This window comes from Arthrobacter sp. Rue61a, assembly GCF_000294695.2.
Taxonomy (GTDB): domain Bacteria; phylum Actinomycetota; class Actinomycetes; order Actinomycetales; family Micrococcaceae; genus Arthrobacter; species Arthrobacter aurescens_A.
This window is the reverse complement of record NC_018531.1, coordinates 362,808-389,108: the sequence shown is the minus strand read 5'-3', so window position 1 is coordinate 389,108 and position 26,301 is coordinate 362,808. Positions and strand designations below refer to the sequence as shown.

At 64.0% G+C, this 26,301-nt stretch carries 22 protein-coding genes; 6 read left to right on the top strand and 16 right to left on the bottom strand.

Features of this window, described 5'->3' with window-relative positions:
* Positions 1-79: 79 nt before the first annotated feature.
* A complete protein-coding gene (gene hutH / locus ARUE_RS01880) occupies positions 80-1,672 on the bottom strand; it encodes a histidine ammonia-lyase (protein ID WP_011773160.1) in 1,593 nt (530 codons plus the stop codon).
* A gap of 4 nt (positions 1,673-1,676) precedes the next feature.
* Complete coding sequence (hutU, locus tag ARUE_RS01875; protein ID WP_014920527.1) at positions 1,677-3,404, bottom strand: urocanate hydratase; 1,728 nt, start codon at positions 3,402-3,404, stop codon at positions 1,677-1,679.
* Between the two features lie 162 nt (positions 3,405-3,566).
* On the opposite strand from hutU, the gene ARUE_RS01870 reads away from it, so the two are divergent.
* The gene (locus ARUE_RS01870) at positions 3,567-4,004 is read left to right on the top strand and encodes an SRPBCC family protein (RefSeq protein WP_011773158.1); all 438 of its coding nucleotides are present in this window, start codon (positions 3,567-3,569) and stop codon (positions 4,002-4,004) included.
* Positions 4,005-4,018: 14 nt separating this feature from the next.
* Here the strand turns inward: ARUE_RS01870 and ARUE_RS01865 are convergent, their stop codons facing one another.
* Together ARUE_RS01865 and ARUE_RS01860 are read right to left on the bottom strand one after the other, a co-directional pair.
* On the bottom strand, positions 4,019-4,825 hold the full coding sequence (locus ARUE_RS01865; protein ID WP_011773157.1) for an IclR family transcriptional regulator: 807 nt from the start codon (positions 4,823-4,825) through the stop codon (positions 4,019-4,021).
* Between the two features lie 140 nt (positions 4,826-4,965).
* The gene (locus ARUE_RS01860; protein WP_014920526.1) at positions 4,966-7,041 is read right to left on the bottom strand and encodes an ALF repeat-containing protein; all 2,076 of its coding nucleotides are present in this window, start codon (positions 7,039-7,041) and stop codon (positions 4,966-4,968) included.
* Between the two features lie 256 nt (positions 7,042-7,297).
* Here ARUE_RS01860 and ARUE_RS01855 point away from each other — a divergent pair, with 256 nt between their 5' ends.
* The gene (locus ARUE_RS01855; protein WP_014920524.1) at positions 7,298-8,758 is read left to right on the top strand and encodes an amino acid permease; all 1,461 of its coding nucleotides are present in this window, start codon (positions 7,298-7,300) and stop codon (positions 8,756-8,758) included.
* Here ARUE_RS01855 and ARUE_RS01850 read toward each other — a convergent pair.
* The 3 genes from ARUE_RS01850 to ARUE_RS01840 all read right to left on the bottom strand — a co-directional run bounded on the left by ARUE_RS01850 (position 8,755) and on the right by ARUE_RS01840 (position 12,465).
* Positions 8,755-10,200 carry an HNH endonuclease gene (locus ARUE_RS01850; protein WP_014920523.1) on the bottom strand — a complete coding sequence of 482 codons (1,446 nt, stop codon included), beginning with the start codon at positions 10,198-10,200 and terminating at the stop codon, positions 8,755-8,757. The two genes, ARUE_RS01855 and ARUE_RS01850, sit on opposite strands and share 4 nt — an antisense overlap.
* Before the next feature lie 122 nt (positions 10,201-10,322).
* Positions 10,323-11,072, bottom strand: coding sequence for a 3-hydroxybutyrate dehydrogenase (locus ARUE_RS01845; protein ID WP_014920522.1), 750 nt, complete (start codon positions 11,070-11,072; stop codon positions 10,323-10,325).
* Positions 11,073-11,076: 4 nt separating this feature from the next.
* Positions 11,077-12,465: an MFS transporter gene (locus ARUE_RS01840; protein WP_011773152.1), complete on the bottom strand. Its 1,389-nt coding sequence runs from the start codon at positions 12,463-12,465 to the stop codon at positions 11,077-11,079.
* 137 nt (positions 12,466-12,602) lie between these two features.
* Here ARUE_RS01840 and ARUE_RS01835 point away from each other — a divergent pair, with 137 nt between their 5' ends.
* A complete protein-coding gene (locus tag ARUE_RS01835; RefSeq protein WP_043470943.1) occupies positions 12,603-13,499 on the top strand; it encodes a LysR family transcriptional regulator in 897 nt (298 codons plus the stop codon).
* 13 nt (positions 13,500-13,512) lie between these two features.
* On the opposite strand, the gene ARUE_RS01830 is transcribed toward ARUE_RS01835, so the two are convergent.
* The 6 genes from ARUE_RS01830 to ARUE_RS01805 form a co-directional block, all read right to left on the bottom strand.
* A complete protein-coding gene (locus ARUE_RS01830; RefSeq protein WP_286140142.1) occupies positions 13,513-14,355 on the bottom strand; it encodes an ABC transporter ATP-binding protein in 843 nt (280 codons plus the stop codon).
* A gap of 23 nt (positions 14,356-14,378) precedes the next feature.
* The gene (locus ARUE_RS01825) at positions 14,379-15,467 is read right to left on the bottom strand and encodes a FecCD family ABC transporter permease (protein ID WP_014920518.1); all 1,089 of its coding nucleotides are present in this window, start codon (positions 15,465-15,467) and stop codon (positions 14,379-14,381) included.
* Positions 15,464-16,576 carry an iron chelate uptake ABC transporter family permease subunit gene (locus tag ARUE_RS01820; RefSeq protein WP_014920517.1) on the bottom strand — a complete coding sequence of 371 codons (1,113 nt, stop codon included), beginning with the start codon at positions 16,574-16,576 and terminating at the stop codon, positions 15,464-15,466. Before ARUE_RS01820 ends, ARUE_RS01825 begins: the two co-directional genes overlap by 4 nt.
* On the bottom strand, positions 16,577-17,458 hold the full coding sequence (locus ARUE_RS01815) for a siderophore-interacting protein (protein ID WP_014920516.1): 882 nt from the start codon (positions 17,456-17,458) through the stop codon (positions 16,577-16,579).
* Complete coding sequence (locus tag ARUE_RS01810) at positions 17,455-18,387, bottom strand: ABC transporter substrate-binding protein (protein ID WP_014920515.1); 933 nt, start codon at positions 18,385-18,387, stop codon at positions 17,455-17,457. The genes ARUE_RS01815 and ARUE_RS01810 overlap by 4 nt, the downstream gene beginning before the upstream one ends.
* 145 nt (positions 18,388-18,532) lie before the next feature.
* Positions 18,533-19,387, bottom strand: coding sequence for a helix-turn-helix domain-containing protein (locus ARUE_RS01805; protein ID WP_286140139.1), 855 nt, complete (start codon positions 19,385-19,387; stop codon positions 18,533-18,535).
* A gap of 40 nt (positions 19,388-19,427) precedes the next feature.
* On the opposite strand from ARUE_RS01805, the gene ARUE_RS01800 reads away from it, so the two are divergent.
* The gene (locus ARUE_RS01800; RefSeq protein ID WP_286140137.1) at positions 19,428-21,215 is read left to right on the top strand and encodes an ABC transporter ATP-binding protein; all 1,788 of its coding nucleotides are present in this window, start codon (positions 19,428-19,430) and stop codon (positions 21,213-21,215) included.
* Positions 21,212-22,966 (top strand): ABC transporter ATP-binding protein, encoded by a 1,755-nt coding sequence (locus ARUE_RS01795; protein WP_014920512.1) that lies wholly within the window; start codon positions 21,212-21,214, stop codon positions 22,964-22,966. The genes ARUE_RS01800 and ARUE_RS01795 overlap by 4 nt, the downstream gene beginning before the upstream one ends.
* Here ARUE_RS01795 and ARUE_RS01790 read toward each other — a convergent pair.
* Positions 22,949-23,869 carry a spermidine synthase gene (locus tag ARUE_RS01790; protein WP_014920511.1) on the bottom strand — a complete coding sequence of 307 codons (921 nt, stop codon included), beginning with the start codon at positions 23,867-23,869 and terminating at the stop codon, positions 22,949-22,951. The two genes, ARUE_RS01795 and ARUE_RS01790, sit on opposite strands and share 18 nt — an antisense overlap.
* Positions 23,870-23,986: 117 nt before the next feature.
* Here ARUE_RS01790 and ARUE_RS24425 point away from each other — a divergent pair, with 117 nt between their 5' ends.
* Complete coding sequence (locus ARUE_RS24425) at positions 23,987-24,142, top strand: hypothetical protein (protein ID WP_011773143.1); 156 nt, start codon at positions 23,987-23,989, stop codon at positions 24,140-24,142.
* 33 nt (positions 24,143-24,175) lie between these two features.
* Here ARUE_RS24425 and ARUE_RS01785 read toward each other — a convergent pair whose 3' ends face one another.
* Positions 24,176-25,015 (bottom strand): sucrase ferredoxin, encoded by an 840-nt coding sequence (locus ARUE_RS01785; protein ID WP_014920510.1) that lies wholly within the window; start codon positions 25,013-25,015, stop codon positions 24,176-24,178.
* A gap of 78 nt (positions 25,016-25,093) precedes the next feature.
* Entirely contained in the window at positions 25,094-26,299 is a 1,206-nt protein-coding gene (locus ARUE_RS01780; RefSeq protein ID WP_502691424.1) for a cupin domain-containing protein, read from the bottom strand.
* Between the last annotated feature and the right edge of the window lie 2 nt (positions 26,300-26,301).

Below are 26,301 nucleotides of genomic sequence, written 5' to 3'. Positions count from 1 at the left end.
GCCACGCCCCGGTGCTTGCGTTGCGAACAAAGACCGGGGCGTGACAAATTTGCCCATCAAATGAGCGTTTTATTCGACGTCAGGCCAAAATCCCGACGGCGGATTCGGCTGCCGCGCGGACCGCACCGGAGCCGACCAGACGGTCAGCCGCTTCCAGTTCCGGCGACAGGAACCTGTCCGCGCCCGGGCCCTGAACAACTTCGCGAAGCACCTCAAGAACTGCCGTACCGGCAGGACCCGGGGTGAGTTCGCCGTCGGACATCTGCGTACGCATGTCAATGGCGCGGGCACTGGTGACAAGCTCGACGGCGAGCACCCGGCGAAGGTTCTCCACGGCCTTGCGCAGCTTCCGGGCAGCGTGCCAGCCCATGGACACGTGATCTTCCTGCATCGCGGAGCTCGGGATGGAGTCCACAGACGCCGGAACGGCGAGGCGCTTGTTGTCCGAAACCAGGCCGGCCTGCGTGTACTGGGCGATCATCAGGCCTGAGTCCACACCCGGGTCTCCAGCGAGGAAGGCCGGGAGTCCGTGCGAACGGGCGGGATCCAGCATGCGGTCCGTGCGGCGCTCGGCAATGGAGCTGAGGTCCGCGACGGCGATGGCCAGGAAGTCCAGCACATAGGCTACGGGAGCGCCATGGAAGTTGCCGTTGGACGTGACGCGGCCGTCCGGGAGGACCACCGGGTTGTCGATCGCTGCGGCGAGTTCACGGGATGCAACCAGCGCGGCGTGGTCCACGGTGTCGCGGACGGCGCCGGCGACCTGCGGGGCGCAACGCAGCGAGTAGGCGTCCTGAACCTTGGTGTCGTTGATCCGGTGGGACGCAACGATCGGCGAGTTGGACAGAACGCGGAGCATGTTGTCAGCGCTGGCGGCCTGACCCGGGTGCGGACGCAATGCTGCGTGGAGCTCCGGCAGGAACACCTGGTCGGTGCCGAGCAGCGCCTCGACGCTGAGCGCGGCGGTGACGTCCGCCGTCGCAAGCAACAAGCGGATGTCCGCGATGGCCATCAGCAGCATGCCGAGCATGCCCTCGGTGCCGTTGACGAGGGCCAGGCCCTCCTTCTCCGCCAGCGTGACAGGCTCGATGCCGTGCTGGGCGAGCAGCTCAGCAACTGCCGGCTTTCCAGCGGTTCCGTACAGTTCGCCGTCGGGGCCGGTTGCTTCGCCTTCGCCCATGAGGACCAAGGCGCAGTGGGACAGCGGCGCGAGGTCGCCGGAGCAGCCCAGCGAACCGAACTCGCGGACCAGCGGGGTGATGCCGGCGTTGAGGACATCCACCATGGTCTGCAGGACCACGGGGCGGACGCCCGTGCGGCCGGACGCCAAGGTCTTGGCGCGGAGGAACATGATGCCGCGAACCACTTCGCGTTCAACAGCCGGGCCCATGCCGGCGGCATGGCTACGGATCAGGGACTTCTGCAACTGGGTGCGGAGATCGTTGGGGATGTGGCGGTTGGCCAGCGCGCCGAAGCCCGTGGAAATCCCGTACGCAGGGACATCGCTGGTGGCGAGATCGTCAATGTGGGCGCGGACCTTGGCGACGTTGTCCAGGGCTTCCTGGGAAATGGTCACCCTGGCGTCGTGGCGGGCGACGGCGACGACGTCCTCCGGGGTAACGCCGCTGGAGCCGAGGGTCACGGTGAGCTGTTCGTTCGATGTGATGGTCATGTTCTTACTTCTCGTTCATGGGGATGCGGACGCCTCGTTCGTTGGCGACTTCGAGGGCGCGGTCGTAGCCGGCGTCGGCGTGGCGGATGACGCCCATGCCGGGGTCATTGGTCAACAGCCGTTCGAGCTTTTCCGCGGCGAGGTCCGTGCCGTCAGCGACGGAAACCTGGCCAGTGTGGATGGACCGGCCAATACCAACACCACCACCGTGGTGGATGGACACCCAGGTAGCACCCGAAGATGCAGCGGTCAGCGCGTTCAGCAGCGGCCAGTCAGCAACCGCGTCCGAGCCGTCCTTCATCGACTCGGTCTCCCGGTACGGGGACGCCACCGAACCCGAATCCAGGTGGTCACGGCCGATCACGATCGGAGCCTTGACCTTGCCCTCGGCGACGAGCTGGTTGAACAGCAGCCCGGCCTTATGGCGTTCGCCGTACCCGAGCCAGCAAATCCGTGCCGGCAGGCCTTCGAACTCCACCCGTTCGGCCGCAGCATCCAACCACTTGTGCAGGTGCGTGTTCTCCGGGAACAACTCCTTGATTGCCTTGTCCGTCACAGCAATGTCTTCCGGGTCCCCGGAAAGCGCGACCCAACGGAACGGACCCAGACCCTCGCAGAACAACGGACGGATATAGGCCGGCACGAAACCGGGGAACTCAAACGCCCGGTCATACCCGCCCTTGCGGGCCTCATCCCGGATCGAGTTACCGTAATCAAAGACCTCGGCCCCGGCGTCCTGGAACTCCACCATCGCCTGGACCTGCCGGGCCATGGACGCCTGGGCCTTCTTCGTGAACCCTTCCGGATCAGCTTCGGCCTCGGTGTGCCACTCGGCCACCGTGATGCCCTCCGGCAAATACGACACCGGATCGTGCGCGGAGGTCTGGTCCGTGACCACATCAAACGTAACCTCCCCGGCCTGGTGCCGGGCCAGCAACTCCGGGAACACCTCAGCGGCGTTACCCACGTACCCGACAGACCAGCCACGACGCTCATCCTTCGCGGCCTGAACCTTCGCGATCGCGGCATCCAGATCGGTTTCGACCTCGTCCAAGTACCGCTTCCCCACACGCCGACGCAAACGGGACTCATCAACATCAACAATCAAGCACGCACCGTCGTTCAACGTCACGGCCAACGGCTGCGCGCCGCCCATGCCACCACAACCACCGGTCAACGTCAAGGTCCCGGCCAAAGGCCCCTCCGTGGAACCAGCCGGCGCCGGTGCCGGGTGGCGTCCCTCCGCGGCCAGCTTGTTCCCCACCGCAGCAAAGGTCTCATAGGTGCCCTGCAGAATGCCCTGGGTACCGATATAGATCCAGGACCCGGCCGTCATCTGCCCGTACATCATCAAACCCTCGGCCTCGAGCCGGCGGAACTCAGGCCACGTCGCCCAATCCCCCACCAGGTTCGAGTTCGCCAGCAACACCCGCGGAGCCCACTCATTCGTGCGGAACACACCCACCGGCTTACCCGACTGCACCAGGAGGGTTTCGTCCTTCTCCATGGTCTCCAACGTCCGGGTAATCGCATCAAACGCAGCCCAGGAACGCGCTGCGCGGCCCGTACCGCCGTAAACCACCAGATCATCCGGACGCTCAGCAACCTCCGGATCCAAGTTATTCATCAACATGCGCAACGGCGCCTCGGTCTGCCACGACTTGGCAGTAAGCTCAGTGCCCCGCGCGGCCTTAACCGGACGGGCACCAGAAGTGAAATCGGCGGGTGCCATGGTGACTCCTTCGTCTGTGGGAACTGTGTGGTGGAAAGATCTTCTGCTTCTACTAAAGCCCCTTTAGCGAGCGGCAGGAACGGCTTTTGGAGTGGTGCTGTCCGGGATTACAGACATGCTCAACCCCTCGCATTTACGCGACAATGAGCGCATGCTGGACCCATGGCAACGTTCCGCATTTCGACGCTTGTCGCAGCATCACCCGAGCACGTTTTCGCGACCTGGACGGATCTTGACCGGTACCCCGAGTGGATCGGCGGAGTCACCCGCGTGAGCGACCTCGTTGGTTCGATCGATGTTCCCGGCAGCCGCTACACCCTGTGGTTTGGACGCATGGCAAGCCCCACCGAGATCCTTGAAGTTGAGAGACCCCGGCACATCCGCACACGGTTCGGCAATGCGATTCTGAAGGGCGAGTCCGACGTGAGGTTTACTGCCGAGGGCGAGGGCACGCGCATCCACCAGGAGTTCGTCACCCGGGGATTCATCGCCGGGATTTTTGGCAGGCTTTTCGCCCTGGGATCCTACCGGGGCAGCTTCCGAGGTGAGCTGGAAACCTTCCGTAAACTCGTCGAGCGCGACGCGCCGAGACGGGGCTGACAGAAGTTTGCGCGCTACTGCCCGGGCCGCCCGTGGATTCGCACCGATAATTCGTCAGCGGCTTTCCGGATGCGGGCTGCCAGCACCGGCCATTGCTCAGCCGGCACTTTGTCCTCCAAGAACGTGACGGCGACTGCCGCCGTCGGCCATCCCACGTGGTCTGTCACAGCGGCGGCGATGGATCCGAATCCCGGCGTGATTTCGCCGTTCTCGGTGGCGTAGCCACGTTGCCGCACCTGGTCCAGATGGGACGATAACGCGGAGTACTTCATGATGGGGAACTCCACCTCGTGCCGGGACGTGAAGGCGGCGGCGTTTGGATACAACGCGCGAACCTGCGACTTGGGCAGGGCAGCCAGGATCGCGCGGCCCGACGCCGTGAGGTGGCTGGGAAGGCGGACCCCGACGTCGGTCACCAGACTCGGGCGGTTCTTTGCTCGTTCCTCCACAATGTAGAGCACGTCACGGCCGTGAAGCACCGCCAAGTGCGCGCTCTCACCAATCACGTCCACCAGGGAAGCGAGCATGGGACGCCCCAGCCGGGACAAGGGTTCCTGCCGCGAGTAGGCCGAGCTGAGCTCGAACGCGCTGATGCCCAGTCCGTAGCGCTGCTCCTCGTGCAGGTGCAGGACGAAGCCATTCGCCTCCATCACGCCGAGCAAGTGGTACACGCTGGATCGCGGCAGGCCGAGCGCCGTTGCAATGTTCGACGCCGCCATGGGACCGCGGCGCGAAGCCAACAGTTTCAAGATGCGCAGCGTATTTTCGGCGGCCGGGACTTTGGACGTGGCTTTGCCTGGTGCGGTGGGCGTCGTTGTCATGGTTCCTCGCTGCTTGGGCTGCTGACGGGATACCGGGCATAGCTGTCCGGTATCCCGTACTCAAGCGTGCACCCTTGACAGGGCATCCGACAATGCGAAACCACTGTTCCTGTCTCGGATACCGGACCCGCTTGCGACCCCTAACCCTTGGTCGGGGCTACACCCTTACGCCTGAGCAGGAACGTAATGGCTCCCGCCGCGGCCAGGACCAGAGCCACGATCAGCCCGATGGTCCAGCCGCTCATCCCGTTGGATGAGGCAGCCAGCGGACTGGCGGCCTCTTGCGACTGTGAATCAACCGAGGCGCCATCCTTGGCAGCTGACGCGGCCGGCGGCACTGAAATACTGGGCGCGGCCGACGCTGTGGCTGCGGGGGTTTCTACGGCTTCGGCCGGCGTACCGGCTTCGGCAAGCTCGACGGCGGGAGCGTAGTCACGCGGCCAAGGAACCACGATCGGGGCTACTCCGGTTCCCGAGTGCTGGGAGACGTCAACCTGGCCGGCTGCAGCCTGCCCGGCCTGTCCACCAGCATTGGCCGCGGCAGTTTGGCGTGCAGCTTCAGCCTGGCGGGCGGCTTCTGCGGCAGCTTCGGCCTGACGTGCGGCTTCGGCGGCTTTGGCAGCGTCGGAGGCCTTGCCGGCATCGACAGCTGCTGTATCTGCCAGGCCGGCAAGCTCGGCGATCATGGCGTCGATCGAGGCAACGTGGGCCCTTGTGGCCATGTCCCGATCAAGGGCTGCAAACTGACCAACCGTAGCGAATGCGTGCGCATCTGCCCGGCTGCCGTCCAAGGCAACATCGGCGGCTACCCGCAGTTCCAGATCTGCGGCGTCCAGTTTCTGGTAAGCGAGGATGCGGTTGTCGAGGTCCTGCGGACCAGCAAATCCGTACTCCAGGAAGTAACGGACGTCTGCGTGGCTGGCAGACTTCACGGCCTCGGTGGCAGCCTTCTGTACGTACTTGCCACCCGTGGCTTGGTATTGGAAAGCACGCTGGCGGTCGGCAACCAGTGCGGCCTCGTCCAGCTCAAAGGCAGCATCGTGGCCGACGGTGACGAAGTCCTTGATTGCAGCATCGCCACCCAGCAGCGCAGCCTCCGCGGCTTTCCGAACCTCAGGCGTACCCACCAATGCGAGATCCAAGGTGGCCTGGCGGGCATCATTGATCAGCGCGTCGAGGTCGGCACCGGGCGCCGTCAGGGTTGTGAGAAGCCCGGGAAGCTCTTTGGCTGCTTTTCCAAAAGCTTCTTGAAACGGCTTCTTAGCGGTCATGCTTGCACCGTCGATGATGGCACGCGGAACGGCCTGTGTGGTCTGGAATTTCCAGTCGGCCATCAATCGGGCCGTGTCTGCTTCCCTCGCAGCTGATGCTGTGTTTTTGGCCTTCTCCACGGCGGCCTTCGCGCGATCAGCGACCGCAACGGTGCCGTTGGGATTGGCTGCGATGTCTGACTTGATTTGTTGGAGCAGCCCGGTCACTGTTGCCGTCTCTGAATCGCGATCGGCAGCAACAAACTGGCCGTAACGAAGGAAAGTAGCGAGGACCTCCGGATCATAGGTGTCCAGAGCCGCTTGGGCTCCGAGAGTGACACCGGCGATGGGCGAATTTGTCAGGTGTGTGACAGCCTCCCGGTCCTGGCCCTGAGCAGTCTTACGCCAGCCCTCGAGAACGAATCCCTCGATAGCCTCAGCGCCTTGATCCAAGCTCTTGGAAGCAGCCATGCGGACGGGACCTTCGTAGTTGAGGAACCAGCTTGTAGCGATCCGCAAATCAAGTTCCCAGGATTTGGCCCAACCGCTCGACAGGAAGCTATCAATCACAGCGGGGTCATTCGTGGCCAGTACCCGGACCGCGCTCTCCCTGACGTTCTCGCTTCCCCGCGTCGTCAGCTCGGTAACCAGCTGCTTGCGGTCCGCGGCCAGCGTAACGTCCTGTCCGCCGTCGAGAAATGTCTGCAGCGCCTCCGGCCCGCCCACAAGAGCCGCAGCAGCGGCGGCACGGGTTGCAGGGCCGCCCGCCTTCCACAGCTCAACGACGCCGGCAGTATCAGTCGCCCGCTCCACGAACGGGACAGGAGCCTGAGCGGCGTGCGGAACTTCAAAAGCTGGAATTTCGTAGGCCTGAGCGGGAGCAGCGAGGAGCAAAGAAGCCCCAGCTACAACGGCAACAAGGGCAGCAGTAACACGGCGCCGGGCAGTGCGGAATGCAGAGTTCAAGAGTCCCCCAAGTAACGGATGCGATGGCAGCGCGGAGTTCAATGGGGGCGACGCGGATGCGAGGGATGCCTGACCGGTGACGAGCTGTCCGCGGTCATCATATCCGACCGGAGACTATGACTTTTACCACGGTGAAAATCGACGCCACTGGACTGTCTGCGATCAAAGACACCAAAGCCCCGTGAGTCCCATCACAAGGCGCCCAAAAGTGATCTGCTGGATAGCGATCCCCTCCCAAAGACGAGAAGGTTTTACTATGCAACAAACCAAGCTGGCTGTGGAGAGCTCTGTCCTCCAAGCCGCGGGTACGGCGCTCAGCCGAGGCCTCAACGTCCGTCACATTCGCTTCATGGCGCTCGGATCTGCGATCGGCACCGGCCTTTTCTACGGCTCCGCCTCCGCCATCCAGAAAGCCGGCCCCGCCGTCCTGCTGGCCTACATCATCGGCGGCGCGGCCGTGTTCATGGTGATGCGAGCACTGGGCGAAATGGCTGTCCGACACCCCGTGTCGGGCTCCTTCGGCCAGTACGCGTCCAAGTATCTGGGACCGTTCGCGGGCTTTGTGACCGGTTGGACTTATGTGTTCGAGATGGCGATCGTGGCCATCGCCGATGTCACAGCCTTCAGTATCTATATGGGCTTTTGGTTCCCACAGGTGGACAGATGGATCTGGGTGCTCGCGATCATCCTGTTTCTGGGCGCCATGAACCTGCTCAGCGTGAAGGTGTTCGGCGAGCTCGAGTTCTGGTTCTCGCTGATCAAGGTGGTGGCGATTATCGCCATGATCGTCGGCGGTGCTGCGATCGTCGTGTTCGGCTTCCAAACGGGCGACGGCGGTGGCGTGGCACCGGGACTCGGGAACCTCGTGAATCACGGCGGTTTGTTCCCCAATGGTTTCGAGGGGCTCCTGGCCGCGTTCGCCGTCGTGATGTTTGCCTTTGGCGGGATCGAGACGATCGGTATCACGGCGGGCGAGGCCACGAACCCCAAGAAGGTCATCCCTCAAGCAGTTAATACTGTGCCCGTCCGCGTTTTGTTGTTCTACGTACTGACTTTGGGCGTGCTGATGAGCATCTTCCCGTGGAATGAAATCGGCAGCAGCGGCAGTCCGTTCGTGCAGATCTTCGATGGTTTGGGCATCCCGGCCGCCCCGCATATCCTCAACGCCGTGGTCATTACCGCCGCGCTCTCGGCGATCAACAGCGACATCTTCGGTGCTGGCCGCATCCTGTTCGGACTGGCCCAGCAGGGACACGCGCCCAAGAGCTTCAGCAAAATCTCCCGGCATGGTGTTCCGTGGATGACCGTGGTGATGATGGGCGGGATCCTGCTGGTGGGCGTCGTATTGAACGCTGTCATTCCGGAGGACGTGTTCGTGCTCATTGCCTCGATCGCTACCTTCGCCACCGTGTGGGTTTGGGTGATGATCCTCGCTTCGCACGTCGCCATGAAGCGGGAGATCAAGCGCAAGGGCCTGCCGGCGTCGGAATTCGGTTCGCCTCTGTGGCCTGTTGCGTCCATTCTCACCATGGCGTTCATGGCCATGGTGATCGTGATCCTGGGCGTCTTCGAGGACACGCGTGTTGCCTTGTACGTTGGCGGAACCTGGCTGGTGCTGCTGTTCGTGGCCTACAAGCTGTGGGTCCGCGGTGGCGGTTTGCTCAGGGCAGAGCTGGTGGACGAGACGGCCGCCCTACCGGTGGTGAAGGCACGTTAGTTTCTGAGGCGCGTGGACTTGTGCCCCGGCAGCGGTGGCGCTTTGGATTTGTAGCTATGCCCGGTGGGAGTGCTGACACGGATCGTGTGCACGTCACCGGGCATGCTCTTTGCGGTCCAGCCCGGATTCTCCTTGGTGTGGTTGCAGGCTTCGCAAAGCCCGGCCCCATTGTTGAGGTGGGTGCTGCCTTCTGAATGCCAGGGAATGACGTGGTCGATGTGCCGGATGGGCGCGTCACAATACGGGGTACGGCATGTGTTGTCCCGGATGTGGATGAAGCGTCTCAACTTTTGGGGGAAGAACCGTGCTTTTGAGTCCATCGTCAGGAGCTCGCCGCTGCGGGGAGCTGTGTAGAGGCGGCGGAGCAGCACTCTCAATTCGCTGCGGTCCGCGGACTCCAGGTTCCAATGAAGCTGATCCTCATACCCGGATTGTTCCTCAACCAGAAGCGCCCTTGCCCATTCAGCGGGTACGATTCCGTAGCCTTCGAGCCGCGCGGGCTCGGGGTCCCCTTGAAAGAGCGTGCGATCGGTCATGACGAGGTTGAGGTTGATGCCCGCGACACCACCCGACGTGCCCGTAACGCGTTCGGTCAGGGTGTCAGCCATGACTTGGCCGCGGGTCCGTGCGTCCCCGCTGGAACGGACGGAGTCCGCTGTCCGGGTCAGCGCTGCATAGACGGCCACGCCTTGGGCGACCGGGAGCAGTGCGGTGAGGTACGTCATGGTGTCCGGCGCAGGACGGAGGCTGACCGTACGTTCCGTAGCTGCACGGCTGGCTCGCTGTGCCACAGACCGCGGGTCACGACGATATGCGGCGGCTTTTGCGGCGGCGATGATGGCCTTGTCTCCGGTCCCATCGAAGGTCCCGGCGTCCGGGGCGAGTTCCTCGTCCACCGCTGCCCGGTCCTCAACGGACAGGCAGGCTGTTTCCTTCACGAGCAGCGTGGCCCGCCACTCGTTCAACTGGCCCGACTCCAGCGCTGCCATGGTTCGCGGCATCTCCGTGACAAGCGCTTTGGCAAAGCCAAAGAGTCTGGATCCTTTATTCGGTGATTCCCGCCGCGCCAACGCCACCTGCGCAGCAACGCCCATGCCACGCTCTGCCGCGGGAACCCCGGCCTGGGCCTGCTCGGCCCTCTGCGCCAGATCAAACGCCACTGCAACCCGGGCTTGCCGGGCTGAAATGGCAGACTTCAGGTCCTCAAGATCGCGCAATTCATCAATCAGCGCCGAGCTATCGGCGGTGATCTGACGTGACCCCAGCTCAAGGATGAACTCCCGGATGCCCCGTCCGCTAACTGCCACTCCAGACGCCACCGCCCCGGGAGGTGCAGAAGGCAGGACACGGGCTGGTAAAGCCAGTGGCGAAGCCACTGCTGCCTCCTGCGATCCCCGAATTCCGCCCATAAAGCTACTCTTCCAGGGACCCCGGCCGAACATCAGACCTGTAGTTGTCTATGTGGAAAACCCCACAAACGCCCGCGTCGCAGCAAACGTTTGAAGCGCACCCGCGCCGAGATGGCAGTTAATGCCATCTCGGCGAAAGGGTGGGCGCGGCAGGGCTACCGAGCCGACCATCCACCGTCCATGGTGTAGCTCGCACCGGTAACCATGCCGGCGTCGTCGGAGGCTATCCACGCTGCCAACGACGCAACTTCCTCCACCTCCACCAACCGCTTCACCGCGGACTCCGTCAGCATCACCTTGGCCAAAACCTCGGCCTCGGGGATGCCGTGGAGCCGGGCTTGATCGGCAATCTGGCGTTCCACCAAGGGGGTCCGAACGTACCCGGGGTTGATGCAGTTGGACGTGACCCCGCGCTCGCCGCCCTCCAAGGCAGTGACCTTGCTGAGTCCCTCGAGGCCGTGCTTGGCGGACACGTACGCGCTCTTGTAGGCCGAGGCGCGGAGCCCGTGGACCGACGAGATGTTGATGATCCGGCCGAACCCGTTGGCGTACATGTGCGGGAGGGCGGCCCTGATGAGGAGGAACGGGGCCTCCAGCATCAGGGCCAGGATCCGCCGGAACTCGGCGGGTTCGAACTCCTCTATCGGCGCAACTTTCTGGATCCCTGCGTTGTTGACCAGGATGTCGCAGTCGAGGCTCAGGGCGGCCAGCGCGTCCACGTCCAACAGGTCCACCGTCCAGGCTGTGCCGCCCAGCTCATCGGCGAGCGCCGCAGCTCCGGAGGCATCGACGTCGGCCACTACTACTTTCGCTCCGCGGGTGGCGAGCGCCCGGGCGCAGGCGGCCCCGATTCCGCTGGCGCCGCCGGTCACCAGTGCTTTGCGGCCGTTCAAGGAGTTGTCCATCAAATTAGCCCTTCGCTGCTGAAGACGTAGTCAGTCCATGCCGGATTGCGTCCGCCTCGTCCACCTCTTGCAGCGCGATGCCCTTGGTTTCCTTGAGTGAAACAACGGCGACGACGGTGATGGCGCAGGCGACTACAAGGTAGATCGCTGTGGGAACCCATGAGCCGGTGTCCTTGAGCCACTGGGTCGCCAGCAGCGGGGCGAGTGAGCCGGCGAAGATGGACGTGACCTGCGAGCCGAGCGAGACACCGGAGTAGCGCATGCGGGTGGGGAAGAGCTCGGACATGATGGCCGGCTGCCCTGCGTACATGAAAGCGTGGAGGCACAGGCCGATGGTCACGGCGAGCACAATCACTACGGCGTTCTTGGTGTCGAACATGGGGAAGGCGAAGAACGGCCAGGTTGCGCCGGTGATTGCGCCCACCAGGTAGACGGGCTTGCGTCCCCACGAATCCACCAGGCGTCCGACCTGCGGGATGACCAGGAAGTGGATGACGTGGGCGATCAGGAGTGCCAGCAGGAGCGAGGACGTGTCGTATTTGTGGACGCTCTTGAGGTAGACGATCGCGAAGCTCACCACGAGGTAGTACATGATGTTCTCGGCGAAGCGGAGGCCCATAGCTTGCAGGATGCCCTTGGGGTACTTGCGGATGACCTCGCCAACGCCGTAGCTGATGGCCTTGGACTCCTCCACCTGAGCCTTGGCCTCGAGGAAGATCGGGGCTTCGGTGACGTGGGTGCGGATGTAGTAGCCAACGAACACGATCACCGCGGAGAGCCAGAACGCTACGCGCCAGCCCCAGCCGAGGAAGGCTTCGCTGCTCAGTGTGGTGGACATGACGAACAGGACCAGCGTGGCCAGGAGGTTACCCACCGGCACGGCTGCCTGCGGCCAGGATGACCAGAAACCGCGGGACTTGTTGGGGCTGTGCTCAGCTACCAGCAGGACAGCACCGCCCCATTCGCCACCGAGCGCGAAGCCTTGGATGAAGCGAAGAGCAACCAGCATGGCCGGTGCCCAGTAGCCGATTTCCATGAAGCCGGGGAGGCAGCCCATCAGGAACGTCGAGACGCCCACGATCACAATGGTCAGCTGCAGGGTAGGTTTGCGTCCCAGCTTGTCGCCGATCTGGCCGAAGACGATGCCACCCAGCGGACGGGCCACGAAACCAACGGCGTACGTGATGAAGGCCTGGATGATGCCGTCCAGTTCGTTGCCCGTGCTCGGGAAGAAGTACTTGCCGAAAACCAGCGTGGCGGCAGTGGCGTACAGGAAGAACTCGTACCACTCCACCACCGTGCCCACCATCGATGCGGCGACGATCTTCTTGAGTCCGGAACCTTCGCCGGCGCCTTTCCCTGCTCTTGATGCGGAGCGCTGCTCTACGCTCATATCCATCTCCTCAGTGTCCTCTTTGACCCTCTTGAACGTGATGTGATCCACAACACGAAATGCTCCACTGAGTATTGCTGCAGATTCTTCCGCACTCAATGACCAAAGTGGCACTGAGTATGTGCAAAATTGCAGATATGAATCCGAACCCCGACGACCTCCTCATCTTGCTTACCGTCTCACGTTCAGGAAAATTTACGACGGCGGCCCAAGCCTTGGGACTCAACCACACCACCGTTTCGCGCAGGATAGCGGCGCTGGAGAAAGCGCTGGGGGGCCGGGTCCTCGCGCGCGCGGCTGGTGGTTGGGAGGTAACGGAGCTGGGAGCGGAAGCGGTGCTGGTCGCGGAACGGATCGAAGCGGCGGTGGGCGCGCTGGGACCGAGCGACCGCGCACCCGACCCCATCACCGGCGTCGTACGCATGACCGCAACTGATGGCTTCAGCGCCTATATCGCGGCACCTGCCGTGGCCCGTTTGAGAAGGGAGCATCCGGGACTCAGCGTGGAGATCGTCACTGTGACACGGCGGGCGTTGCAACAGCGATCGGGCCTGGACATCGAGGTGGTGGTGGGGACGCCGCAGGTGCACCGGGCCGAGGCGATCCGGCTCGGTGAGTACCGGCTGGGGATGTACGCGTCCCGCGCCTATTTGAAAGACAACGGAACGCCGTCCAGCATCGAGGAACTCACGCAGCACCAACTGGTGTACTTTGTGGACTCCATGCTGCAAGTGGATGACCTGGATGCTCCCCGCAGGCTGGTCCCAGCCATGCGCGACGGCCTGAGTTCAACCAATGTGTTCGTGCATGTTGAGGCTACCCGTGCCGGGGCGGGCGTGGGATTCCTGCCGTGTTTCATGGCCGATCGGCACAGTGATTTGGTGCGGCTCCTGCCAGCGGACTTCGCGGAGCTCCTGCCCTACTGGATGGTCCTCCGCCCCGACTCCATACGCCGCCCCGCAGTTGCCGCCGTCGTGCAGGCCTTGCGGGAGGAGACGGAGCAGCGTCGGGAGGAGTTGCTGGGCGCGGAATAGCGCAAGGGGGAAATCACGACCCCAAGGGGATCACCAGCGGCGTGTGGCTCACAGGATCGTCGATGACTACGCACGGCAGGCCAAATACGTGCTCCACCAACTCGGCCGTGACCACGTCGGCGGGCCGGCCCTCGGCAACCACCGCGCCGTCCTTCATCGCGATGAGGTGCGTTGCGTAGCGGCAGGCGTGGTTGAGGTCGTGCAGCACGGCCACCAAGGTATTGCCCTCGCCGTTAAGCCGCCGGAACAGCTCAAGGAGCTCGATCTGGTGCGCGATATCCAGGAACGTGGTGGGCTCGTCCAGGAGCAATAAAGGGGTTTGCTGTGCCAGCACCATGGCCACCCACACGCGTTGCCGCTGCCCACCGGAGAGTTCGTCCACCAAGCGACCGGACAGCGACGTTACGTTGGTGGCCTCCAACGCAGCAACTACTGCGGCTTCATCGGATTCGGACCATTGACGCAACAGCTTCTGGTGCGGGTAGCGTCCACGGGCAACAAGGTCGGCCACGGTGATTCCGTCGGGCGCAATGGATGTCTGCGGCAACAAACCGAGACGCCGGGCGACTTCCTTGGCTCCGTAGGACGAAATGTTCTTGCCGTCCAACACAACGGAACCGGAGGAAGGTTCCAGCAACCGGGACAACGCCCGCAACAGTGTTGACTTACCGCAGGCATTCGGGCCCACGATCACCGTGAACTCGCCGTCGGGAATGCGGACATCGAGCGCCGAGGACACCGTGCGGCCAGCGTATCCGAGGCTCACATTATCGGCCCTGAGGCGCGAACCCACGCCAGAGCGGACCCGGGAAGGCCGCGAGCCTGCCGATCCCGGTTCAACCAACACGTTAGTCATTGCAATCTCCTTCAAGTCGTCACTCATTGCCGCTTCACCTCACGGGCAAGGAGCCACACGAGGTAGCACCCACCGATGCTGACGGTCACTACACCCACGGGCAGTTGGACGGGCGCGAAAAGGTTCTGGGCCACGATGTCGCTGGCCACCAGCAGGAACGCACCCATGGCGGCCGATGGAACCATTGCCACAGAAGCGGACCGGGTCAGTCGCCGAGCAAGTTGAGGGGCGGCCAAGGAAACAAACGCGATGGGGCCGGCAGCAGCGGTGACCATTGCCGTCAAAGCCACGCCCACCACTGCGAGGACCAGCCGCGAGCCTTCCAGCCGAACGCCCAAGGCCCGGGCGGCGTCGTCGCCCATTTCCAACAGGCCCAGCCGCCTGCCGTAGAAAGACAACGCAGCCAGCAGCGCCATGAAGATGACCACCACAGGCAACACCTGATCCCACGAAACTTTGTTCAGGGAACCAGCGCCCCAGACGGCCGCGGACATGGCCTGTTCCAGGGAGGCTTTGAGGATCATGAAGGTGTTCACCGACGCCAACATGGCGCTCATAGCGATGCCGGCGATGATGAGCCGGAAACCCTGGATGCCCTTCTTGTAAGCGAATACGTACACGAGCGCCGCCGTCACCAGCCCACCCACCAACGCACCGACAGACACCGCGTAGTAACCGCCGCCCATCAGCAGGATGATCACCAGCGCGCCGGTGTATGCACCGGTGTTGAAGCCGATCACGTCCGGACTTCCCAGTGCGTTTCGGGTCAGCGACTGGAAGATTGCCCCGCTAACCCCCATGGCCGCCCCCAATAACAGGGCCAGGAGGACGCGGGGCAATCTCCACTCCACCACCACCATGTGCACGGCGCCGCCGGATTGGCCCAGCAGCGCAGAAACAACGTCCGGTACCGCCACGCTGAACTCGCCCAGGCCAAGGGCGACGACGGCGAGCGCCAGGGCGGCGGCGACGAGGACGGCGGTGACAATCAGGCTGCGGACGTCGATGCGGAGTGAGACGCGCCCGCCGAAGCGGCGGACGGAGAGGGTCCGCCTGCCAAAGTCAACGGGCGCCGCTTGCTCAACCGGGGTAGCTGACTCAACCGAAATCACAACGTGCTCACTTTCCGGCGTCGGATGAGCCAGATGAGGACGGGCGCGCCAACAAATGCGGTGATGATTCCAACCTGCATCTCGCCGGGACGGAGAACAAGGCGCCCCAGGATGTCGGACACCAACAGCAGCACGGGAGACAGCACCAGCGTGTAGGCCAGGATCCATCGCTGGTCCGGACCAACAATCCATCGGGCAACGTGCGGGACCATGAGCCCCACGAATCCGATGGGGCCCGCGGCTGCGGTCGCGGCGCCGCAGAGCAGGGTCACTGAAACGATGGTCCAGACGCGGGTGCTCACAATGTTGGCCCCGAGTGACTTGGCGGTGTCGTCGCCCATGGCCACGGCGTTCAAGGGCCGGGCCATGGCAAGGGCGATGAGCGTTCCAACAAGGATGAACGGCGCCACGGTGGTGAAGATCTCCCACGTACGGTTGCTGAGGGTGCCGGCGCTCCAACTGCGCATGCTGTCAAAAACGGCCGGGCGAAGCAGCGTGATGCCGGACGATATCCCGCCCAGGACTGCCCCGAGGGCAACTCCGGCAAGGGTGAGGCGGAGCGGGGTTGCGCCGCCCCTCCCCCGTGAACCGATGAAGTACACAGCCACGGTGGCCACCACTGCACCCGCGAAGGAGAACCAGATGTACTCCTGGATGCTGGTGACGCCGAAGATCGCCACTCCAAGGACCACGGAGAACCCCGCGCCCGCGTTGACGCCCAGGATGCCGGGGTCCGCCAACGGGTTGCGGGTCAACGCCTGGATGAGTGCCCCGGACAAGCCGAGGGCAACCGCGACCACCATGCCAGTGACAGTCCGTGGCAGGCGGAGGTCGTGGATGATGACGTGTTCCGGTGAGCCATCGTAGGCAGTGATCGCGGGCCAGAGAGCGGCCAAGTCAACGTCCTTGGACCCCACCACCAGGCTCAGCCACAGGACCAGGGCCAGCGCGGCGAGTGCTGTGAGCAATCCCAGCAGGCGGTACCGGTTCACGGCCACCAACCCTGCCGACGCCGAGGGTGGCGGGGAGTCCCCGGCAACCGGCACCGCGTCTGGCAGCTCGACCGCCGCCGCAGTTGCCGAGCGCGGCGCCATGGTCCCGGACGCCATTTAGAGGCCCAGCAATTCGAACTTGGCGTCCTGAAGGTCCACGATTTCCTCGCGATCCCACTTCTCGTTGGACCACAGTTCGTCAAACCAGCGGCGCGTTTGGGCGTCGAGATTTTCCCAGCGCTCTTCCCAGGCTTCGCTCTTGTCCGTCCAGTAGCCAATCAGCTTGTAGGACTCGGGCTTGAGCTTCTTGTCATGCCGGAGGTACTTGCGGATCCCGCGCAATACCTTGGTTTCGCCGGCGACCCAGATGTAGCCCACGCCGCCAGGCAATTCCATGGAGCGCAGAACCTCGTCCAAACGGGATTGGCTGTGGCCGTTCCCACCGTAAATCCAGGCAACCTCGGTTCCGGCGCCAAGGGTAAGTTCCTGCTGGTGCGACGGATCCTCCACTTCGATCAGGACCCGCGTCCGGACACCCGGCGGACTCTGCTCAACGAGCCGTGCGACGGCCGGGAGGCCCGTGGCGTCGGCGAGCAGGATCTGCCACTGCAGCCCGGTCGGCGGTTCATACAGTCCGGTTGGAGAGTTAAGTCCGACGACGTCGCCCGCTTGGGCGCGCCCGGCCCAGGAAGCTGCCAATCCGCCGTCGTGAACCACGAAGTCAATGTCCACGGTGCCTGCGCCGGCGTCCACCGCGCGGACCGTGTACGTCCGCATGGCGGACGGTTCGACGCCAGGCGACCAGTCCCACGAGTCCCCGGTGGAGATGGGCAGGCGGGCCTCATGGCAGCCCGGATCCGGCAAGAACACGCGAAGGTATTCGTCCCCGACTCCAGTGGTGTCGAAGCCGGCCAGCCCCGGACCGCCAAAGGTAATCCGGATCATTCCGGGGGTGAGCAGCAGTGTGGAAATGACCTCGGCACGGTAGATCCGCATCATGATAGGAGCGCCTTTTCAAACTTCTCCAGCAGGGCATACTGGCCGCTCGGGGAGCCGTAGATCATTTCGAGGTCGTAGGTGTGGATCTGCTTGTTGGCCACGAACGGCAGCGAGGTCCACAGTTTGTTGTTGGCCAGCGGAGCGAAGGCGTCCGGGTTTGCGCCGTCCTTCTCGGGAACCTCGGTGGTGATGATGGCGTCGATTCCGTTGAGCTGTTGGAGCTGCTCGGCACTGAGCTTGACACCTTCGCCGTCGGCTAGTGGGGAAACCTTCAGGCCCAGGTCCTTGATGACCAGGCACGGCGTCCCGTAGCAACTGACCGAAACTTGGTCTTCGTAGTAGTCCACCGGGCCAATCACCAGGTTGCTCTTGCCGGCATCGGCCAGGCGCTTCTTCACGTCGTCAACCTTTGCCTGGTACTTATCCATCCAGGCTTGGTACTGGTCGGTCTTGCCGAAAGCCTCGGCTACGGTCTTGAACTTGGTGCGCCAGTCGCTGCCGTCGAAGCCGTTGAAAGTGTAGGTGGGGGCGATGTCGGAGAGCTTGGCGTCAAGCTCCTTTTCGTAGCCCAGGCCGTTCAGGATCACGTCCGGCTGTGCTTTGAGGATGGCCTCAAAGTTGAACTCCGGGTAGTTGGTGAATGGGGTGATGCCCTTGAGTGCATCTTGGTCGAAGAAGTACGGGAAGCCCGTGTATCCGCTGTCCCGGATGGGCTGCTGGCTTGCGAGTGGTATGCCGAGCGTGATCAACATGTCCAGGTCCGTGGTGTACATGCCCAGGGCCTTCTTCGGCTCGGCCGGCATGACTACTTCCTTGACCTCACTTTGGACCGTCCGCGTTTCGGATTTGGTGGTGGCGCTGGCGTCAGTGGTGGCGCAGCCACTCAGGAGCAGGGCTGCGGAGGCCAGGGCCGCAACGGCGGCAGACATGGTTTTAGAGCGTGAAATCACTGCGGTCCTCTTGATTCTCAGGGGAGACGGAGAGCTCCCGGTAGCGGCCGCAGGTATCTCGACGGGCCGCCGAAGTTAGGTATACCTACCCTAACAACGGAAGGGGCTGAGAAGCCCCTGGATTCTACTCGGAACCGGCCAAAGAATGGCGGTTTCCGGCCTTAAGCGAGGACACGTACCAGCCGGGAGTGTGCCCCATCACCTTTCGGAACACCTGCGCGAAGGCGCTCGGGTTGTTGTAACCCACCCTCCTGCTGACCGAGGAAACCGGGTAGCCGGCGGCCAGTAAACCCAGGGCAACCCGCACCCGGGCGTGGATGCGCCACTGAGCAAACGTCATCCCCGTTTCCTTGTGGAAGAGGCGGGACAAGTTGCGGACACTGATGGAAACCTGCACGCTCCACTCCTCCAGTGAACGGTCCAGGGCAGGATCATCCAGGAGGGCCCGGGCAATGAGCTCCAGGCGAGGGTCGGAGGGCATCGGCAACAGCATCGGCCTGGCATCCACTACATCCAACAGTCCCAGTACAACTTGCTCCGAACGTTTCCTGATGGAATCGTCCATGTCGAAGTTGCTCATGTGGCGCAGCAGCTCCTGAGCGGCCGTGGGCACAGTAACCGCCACTGTCCGGCTTGTCAGCTGCGGGGCGAGCTGCGTAGATATGTGCGAGCAGTAGAAGTCGGTCCCCTGCGTGGATTTCACCGCATGAACCACCCCTGCGGGAATCCACAACCCCAGGGTGGCCGGGACAGCAAAGAAGCCGCCGCCAGCCTCCACCGTCAGCACTCCGCGGGCACCCCAAAGCAGCTCATGGGTATCGTGGACGTGTTCAGTCCACGTCGCCGGCGTCGCGCACTCGAAATATCCCGTGTAAACGCCATAGTCCTGCGACATCGTCTCGCCCTCCACAGAAGCGTCCAACTGGATTTCCGAAGCTGGCGCGGTCTGTCCGGATTGCGATATAGCTTGGCGGGTCATCTGGCCTTCTCGAAGTTAGGTGAGCCTTACTATGGTAAGCATGCCCTCCAGTTCCGCCATTCCGTCCTGCCCGCCCGGACGTAACAAGCCAGCACCCTGGACGGTCTCCCGTCTCTTCACCTTCACTTTGTTCGCCAATCGCCGCTGGAAGCTGTTGCTGGTGGGCTGCGCGGGACTCGCCTTGCACCAGGTCAGCGAGGCTTTGGTGCCGGCAACCATCGGCGCCGCGGTGGACAACGCCATTCAACCGAACGACGCCGGCGCGCTCCTCGGATGGCTGGGCGCCTTGGCTGTGGTGTTCGTTGTGCTCGCTTTGTCGTGGCGTCTCGGCACCCTGGCCACTGAGCGATCCTTCAATTACGGCTCTCATGACCTCCGGCAACTGGTGGTGGAACGGACGCTTCACCACCGCGGTATGGCGGCCCGACGGGCACCCGGCGAAATCGTGGCCATTGCTTCTTCCGACGCCGACAGGGTGGCCGGGCTTTCCTGGCTTATCAGCGGCGGTCTGGCTGCAGCGGCCGGCGTGATCACCTCGGCCGTTACCCTCCTGCTGATCTCGGTGCCCCTGGGCCTTGCCGTTCTCTTGGCAACCCCGGTCATGCTGCTGGTGATGCACCGGCTCACTAAACCGCTCGAAAACCGCAGCGACATGGAGCAGTCCACGGCGGCCCGCGCCGGCGCCTTGGCCACCGATTTCATCACCGGCTCACGCCCCCTCAAGGGCCTTGGCGCCGAGGATGCAGCCATCGCGCGCTACCGCGCAGCGAGCCGGGAATCCCTCGCTTCGGCCCTGAAAGCCATCCGCGCCAAGTCCGCTTACATAGGAGCCAGCACGGCCTTGTCCGCAGCGTTCCTGGCCGGTATAGCCTTCTTCGCAGCCTGGTTCGCCGTCCAAGGAACCATCACGGTGGGGGAACTGGTGGCCGTTGTTGGCGTGGCCCAGTTCGTTCAGGGCCCCATGGCGTCGCTGGGCTTCCTCAGTGTGGAACTGGCGCGCAAACGCGCCTCGGCAGCACGCATCGCAGTCCTGCTCGAGGAACCGGACGCTGTACCCGCCCCGGACACGGAAGAACGTACGACGGCGGCAGCTGGCTCAGCAGCAACACTCACCTCCCCGGCGGAACCAGCTCCATACGGGCAACCAGCGCCGGTGCTCGAACTCAGCGACAAGGCAGACAACAGCGTGTTCCCGCCCTTTACTGCGTCAATCGGCGAAATCGTGGGCGTCGTACTTCCGGACGGAGACCACGCGCGGAAACTGGTTGATACTCTCGGCTTCCGCACACCGGCTCCCGCGGGTCTGATATCCATCGATGGCCGCGACGCCGCCCAGCTTGATCCCCACCACGTCCGTTCACGGGTCTTTGCCGACAGCCACGATGGTGTCCTGTTCCGCGGCAGTGTCCGCGAAAACGTGGCAGTATCCAGCACCGAACTGGAGGAACGCGCCCTGGCGGCCGCCGCCGTCGGGGACTTCGTCTCGCAACTGCCGGAAGGCACGGAAACTGTTCTCACAGGGCACGGCCAGAGCCTCTCCGGAGGCCAGCGGCAGCGACTGGTGCTCGGCCGCTCGCTGCACCAAAAACAACCGGTTCTGGTGCTGCACGACCCCACTACCGCCGTCGATACCGCCACCGAAGCGGTGATCGCTGATGGCTTGCGGAACTTCCCGGACAAGGCCCTGGTGTTGGTGACAACGAGTCCCACTCTGCTGGCCATTTGCCATCGGGTGGTGATGGGCGGAGCTGATGGGCCGCCTGCAACCGGTACGCACCGGGAGCTTCTTGCCACGTCCGCCAGCTACCGTGAGGTGGTGGGCTCATGAGCGCGGAAATCCTGCCCATTGCCACGCCACGCGAGACCCGGAAGGCAATGTGGCGCCTGCTGGCGCAACACCCGGGCAGGCTCACCCTGACCATCGAGGTGTTGCTGGCGGCGTCCTGTTGCGGCTTGGCGGCCCCGGCACTTCTGGGCGTGATGGTCAACATCGCGGCCTCGGGCGGGGACGTCTTGTCCCTGCTCTGGCTGGCAATCGGGCTGCTGGTTGCTGGTGGACTCGGCGCCCTGCTGGGCATTCTGGGCCAGAACCTGCTGGCGCGGATCTGCGAGGAAGCCCTCGCCGGACTGCGCGAGGAAGTGTTTGCCGCCGCCGCCCGGAAGCCGCTCGCCCAGCTGGAAAAGGCGGGCATCGGCGACGTCGTGGCCCGCGTCTCCGGCGACGTTGAAGCCGTCAGCGAGGCCATCTCGGGCGTGCTGCCCGCGTTCACCAGCGCCGCCTTCACCATCGCCGTGACGCTGCTGGGTCTGGGCGTGATCGACTGGCGCTTCGCAGTTGCCGTACTCGTTGCGGCGCCGCTGCAGGTCTTCACCCTGCGGTGGTTCCTCAAGCGAACCGCGCCCATCTACCGGACCGTGCGGATCACCGAGGCCAACCGGACCGAGCAGATCATCGAGACCGTGCATGGTTCGCCGTCCGTTGTGGCGTTGGGCCTCGGGTCGCGGCATGCGGATCTTGTGGCGGCAGCCTCCCACGAAAACATCGGCCATTCGATGCGCGGGGTGGGTTACCTGACCCGCTTCTACAACCGCCTCAACTTGGCCGAACTCATCGGTTTGTCCGCGGTCCTGGTGGTGGGGTTCTGGCTCCACGCCGAGGGCGCCGTCACCATCGGCGCGGCGACGGCAGCAGCACTGTACTTCTACCGGCTCTTCGATCCGATCGGGCTGGTTCTGGGGCAGTTCGATGAGCTTCAAAAAGCCGCAGCCGGATTGGGCAGGATGTTCGGGCTCACCATGTCTGCGGGGCGAACCACTGCCCGGCCCTCGCCAGCGGCCGCTGATGCCGGCATCGTCCTGGACGACGTCACCTTCGCCTACCCCGGCCAGCGGCCCGCGCTCCACGGCGTCTCCCTCACGGTGCAACCCGGGGAGCGAGTGGCCATTGTGGGCACCTCAGGCGCCGGCAAGACCACCCTCGCCAAAGTCATCATGGGCTTGGAACACCCCCACAGCGGAACAGCATGGGTGGGCGGGCTGGACTCAGCCGCTGGTGCCCCGGCGGAGCTGCATGAGCGCATTGCCATGGTCAGCCAGGAGGTGCACGTCTTCTCGGGCACACTCGCCGAGGACCTCAGGCTCGCCAAACCGGACGCGTCCGCCGATGAGCTTGCGCACGTGCTGGAGACAGTTGGGGCGACTTGGGTTGAAACGCTCGACGACGGACTGGACACCTCCGTAGGCGCCGGCGGCCACCAGCTCACTCCGGAGCAGGCGCAGCAATTGGCCCTCGCGCGTTTGATGCTGAAAGACCCACCCATCGCGGTCCTGGACGAAGCTACTGCTGAGGCCGGAACAGGATCGGCCCACATGCTGGATCAGGCTGCCGAAGCAGCATTGGCCGGAAGGACCTCAGTGGTGATCGCGCACCGGTTGTCCCAAGCAGCCTCGGCTGACACCGTGGTGGTCATGGAGCAGGGGCGGATTGTCGAGTCGGGTTCCCATCAGGAACTGCTGGCAGTCGGCGGGCGCTACGCTCACCTGTGGGAAGCCTGGAACAGTTCACTCAGCCGCAACTGAAGGTTCGTCTGCGGCCACAGTAACGGGATCGTGCCGGACCGGGATTCCTTGGGCGAAGGCCCGCACTTTGGCGTCGTCCCACATGTGCGCGGGAACGCCTCCTCCCAGGAGCTTGCGGGCGAGGGTGGGGTCGTCGCCGAACGGTGCGTGGCTGCCGGCCATGATCATGTTGCCGTAGCGTCGCCCCTTGAGCATGGCGGGATCGGCAATGATCATGGTGTGTTCGAAGGTGGCTGCGATGGTGGCGGCGTCGGCCCGGGCGTTCTTGAGGTCCGGTGCATCGCCGGAATTGACCACATACAGTCCATCCGGGGCCAGGACCGAGTCCGCATGCGCGGTGAACTCCCTGGTGGTCAGGGCCCGGGGCGTGAAGGCTCCTGCGAAGACATCGCGAATGATGAGGTCCCGGGTGTCCGGCGTTAGCGACTCGGTCACCTCACGGGCTTCGCCCACACGGATGCGCAGCAAGGGGGCCTTGGGCAAGTCGAACCAGCCGCGAACATAATCGGCCAGTTTCCCGTCGAGCTCCACAACCACCTGCCGCGCTTCCGGATAGGCGGCGTGGAAGTACCGCGCCATGGAGCATGCTCCCCCGCCCAAGTGCAGGGCACGCAGTTTCGGTTTCTGTTCCCGGGGCCAGCGCGACTCCACCAGCGCCGCAATCCAGCGCATGTATTCGAAGTCGAGGAACAGCGGGTCAGCAAGGTCAATGTGCGAGCTCATGACTCCGTTGATCTTCAGGAGCCAGCCGTTGGAGTTGTCCTGGTCCTGCAGTAACTCGCAGTCGCCGGTATCGATGTAGTAGACCCCCGCCACCGGACCGTCGGGGCGGGTGCCTGTGGGCACCTCGACGACTCCCGCCGTCGACCTTTGCGACTTACTGATCCTGCCGCGTTTTGCCACTACTTCCGCCCTGCCTGAGTCATGCTTCAAGCCTAGTGGAGCGCCGCATTACTCCGAACGGTCACACAAGTAGTAAGGATACTTACAGTTTTGCTGTTTGCGCCATAAGATCACATCATGGAGCTTGGTGAATTGGTGTGGGCGGAGGTATTGACCGTCGCAGTGGCATGGCTGACCGTCGTCTGCCTCCTGCTGGCCCGAGTGCCCAAGCCGCCAAGCCTCATCGACTCACCACTCGACATGGACCAGCCCGAAGACTCTGAATCGCGCTAAAGCCTGGCGTCTCGTATCGGCAGTCCGCAAGAGTCAGGTCCTGCGGATGGACGTGGGTTCGTAGACCATGACCGAGCCCTCGGCCGGCGCCAGGCAGGTCAGCTGACACTGCGGTGAGCGGCGGGGCTGCAGTTCCACATCGATATGCGCCGGGTGTGGCGGGTTGCCGGTGATGTGGACACGCCAGTGGTCGCCCTCCTGCAAAGTCTCCGTGACCAGATAGTCATGGCGGCCGGCAGGACCGAAACACTCGAGCACGGCCGCGACGGCGGCTTGTTGCAGTGGGGAAAGATCCGTATATCCGCGCAGATACCCTGCGTGGATGCGTCCGGCGAGGTGTTCTTCAATGGTGGCGACTGAGGACTGGGCATCGAGCCCGCCGTAGTACACGCCGTCGGGAACCACTACGGCGTTGGCTGCGAACCTGTCCCCGCCAACGTGGGAGCACTCCCAGACCAGCTCCGGCCAACGCTCACCCAGCGCACGTCCCACGGGCCGGCCCCGCACCGCGCAGCAAGGGTCATGCCGACCATGAGCGCAGATCAGGATGACCGGCGGAAATCCGGGCTTTCCGGGGGATGCCAAAGCGGTAACGATGTCGGCCAGGTCCTCATCCCGGTCCCACGTTCCCCACAACTGCTGATAGGCGCCCGAGCTGTGATGGCGCACTACGGCCCAACTGTTCGGACCGTGGCGTCGGCGGGGACCGGGCCGCCGCACCAAGAGAACCCGGGCACCCGCCGTCCGAGCTGCGGAGAGTACAAGGGCCTTGGTCCCGGCCCCAAGATCAAGGCCGTCGAAGCCGTTGGGCGGCCACCCGCCCCGGTACTCTACGAGGACCCAGACCAAGCCGGGTGACGCCGTGCCTGCCATCGAGTCGCCGCGAATCCGGGCGCTATCCGCGCAAAAGAAGCCTGGTGTGGGAAGCGATGAGGTTGTCACTGTTGATGGTCACAGTTCAGCGGTGACGAGAACTCCAGCGCGTAACAACCTTTCGACCAGTTCAACGCCAAGATCAGACGCGAGGTGAGCCTCGCCGTCCAGCAGGCGCCTGACGGAGGGCAGATTTGCCTCGGGGAAGTCGAGCCAGCCCACGCGAGTAGTCAAGCGTGATCCTTCAAGCCGCGCTTCCAATGCCTCCCGAAGCCGCACCAGCGACTCCGGGCCCAGGCCATCGAGAGCCGCGAGTTGGGCCACCGGACCAAGCGGGGCCGGGCGTCCCTGTCCCCTCCGGGTGCGATGAAAAAGGGACGTGGTGTCCGCCTCCAAGACGGCTGCGGCGAGGCGTTCACGGACAGCGGCGATCTCCTCATCAGGTCCATCCACGCCCAACGGCAAGGACCGGCGCACCTCGGGATCGTCGCACAGCGCTGCAAGCGCGGCCTGTGCGAGGTGTTCGGCCAGCGCATGGCGGGTCCAGCTGTGGACTCCCAAGGTGAGGTGGATCGAGACCTTCCCCTGCGCCTCGGCGGCATGCAGCCAGCCACGCGGCAGGTAGAGGACATCGCCGGGCTCGAGGACGGTATCGATGTAAGCCTTGCCTTGAGCTGCCTCGGCGACGGCGGAGCGGCGATCGGTCCACGGCTGGCTACGCAGCGGGTCCACGTGGACCGGCTCATGGATGATCCAGCGCTTCGTTCCCTCGATCTGCAGGACGAAGACGTCGTGGACGTCGTAATGGTCGTCGAAACCACGGTTCTGGGGCGGAGTGATGTAAGCATTGGCCTGCACGGGATGTCCGAGCTCAGTGCTCAGCTGCGTGCTGAAGCTGGACACTGGCTTCCATGTGCGATGCAGCGCTTGGAGAACCAGGGTGGCTCCGTCGGCGAACTTGCGCCAGAGCTGGGTGTCGTCCAGCTGGTCGGAGATAGTGGCGCCAACGCCTGCCGGCGACGTGAACGAGGACTCGGGAAGAGTCGAGCCGCCCTTGGCGACGCGCAGGAAAGGCGTCCGCAGTCCGCGACGCGAAATCAACTCGTCGACGGCGTCGGCTGAGAACAAATCGGAGAAGTCGCCCACTCCACGGGTGAGCAGCGCAGTACGCCCCCAGACGTCGCTGGCGAACTTCTCATAGCCGATGTCAATCAGGCGTGTTTCCAAGACCCCGGCGTCCTTCACAGCGCCGAGGTCTTGGAAATCAGTGCTGGTAGAGCTCAAAC

Coding starts and splice junctions, on each gene's coding strand:
- hutH (WP_011773160.1), bottom strand. CDS start 1,672: ATGACCATCACATCGAACGAACAGCTCACCGTGACCCTCGGCTCCAGC.
- hutU (WP_014920527.1), bottom strand. CDS start 3,404: ATGGCACCCGCCGATTTCACTTCTGGTGCCCGTCCGGTTAAGGCCGCG.
- ARUE_RS01870 (WP_011773158.1), top strand. CDS start 3,567: ATGGCAACGTTCCGCATTTCGACGCTTGTCGCAGCATCACCCGAGCAC.
- ARUE_RS01865 (WP_011773157.1), bottom strand. CDS start 4,825: ATGACAACGACGCCCACCGCACCAGGCAAAGCCACGTCCAAAGTCCCG.
- ARUE_RS01855 (WP_014920524.1), top strand. CDS start 7,298: ATGCAACAAACCAAGCTGGCTGTGGAGAGCTCTGTCCTCCAAGCCGCG.
- ARUE_RS01850 (WP_014920523.1), bottom strand. CDS start 10,200: ATGTTCGGCCGGGGTCCCTGGAAGAGTAGCTTTATGGGCGGAATTCGG.
- ARUE_RS01845 (WP_014920522.1), bottom strand. CDS start 11,072: ATGGACAACTCCTTGAACGGCCGCAAAGCACTGGTGACCGGCGGCGCC.
- ARUE_RS01840 (WP_011773152.1), bottom strand. CDS start 12,465: ATGAGCGTAGAGCAGCGCTCCGCATCAAGAGCAGGGAAAGGCGCCGGC.
- ARUE_RS01835 (WP_043470943.1), top strand. CDS start 12,603: ATGAATCCGAACCCCGACGACCTCCTCATCTTGCTTACCGTCTCACGT.
- ARUE_RS01830 (WP_286140142.1), bottom strand. CDS start 14,355: ATGACTAACGTGTTGGTTGAACCGGGATCGGCAGGCTCGCGGCCTTCC.
- ARUE_RS01820 (WP_014920517.1), bottom strand. CDS start 16,576: ATGGCGTCCGGGACCATGGCGCCGCGCTCGGCAACTGCGGCGGCGGTC.
- ARUE_RS01815 (WP_014920516.1), bottom strand. CDS start 17,458: ATGATGCGGATCTACCGTGCCGAGGTCATTTCCACACTGCTGCTCACC.
- ARUE_RS01810 (WP_014920515.1), bottom strand. CDS start 18,387: ATGTCTGCCGCCGTTGCGGCCCTGGCCTCCGCAGCCCTGCTCCTGAGT.
- ARUE_RS01805 (WP_286140139.1), bottom strand. CDS start 19,387: ATGACCCGCCAAGCTATATCGCAATCCGGACAGACCGCGCCAGCTTCG.
- ARUE_RS01800 (WP_286140137.1), top strand. CDS start 19,428: ATGCCCTCCAGTTCCGCCATTCCGTCCTGCCCGCCCGGACGTAACAAG.
- ARUE_RS01795 (WP_014920512.1), top strand. CDS start 21,212: ATGAGCGCGGAAATCCTGCCCATTGCCACGCCACGCGAGACCCGGAAG.
- ARUE_RS24425 (WP_011773143.1), top strand. CDS start 23,987: ATGGAGCTTGGTGAATTGGTGTGGGCGGAGGTATTGACCGTCGCAGTG.
- ARUE_RS01785 (WP_014920510.1), bottom strand. CDS start 25,015: ATGGCAGGCACGGCGTCACCCGGCTTGGTCTGGGTCCTCGTAGAGTAC.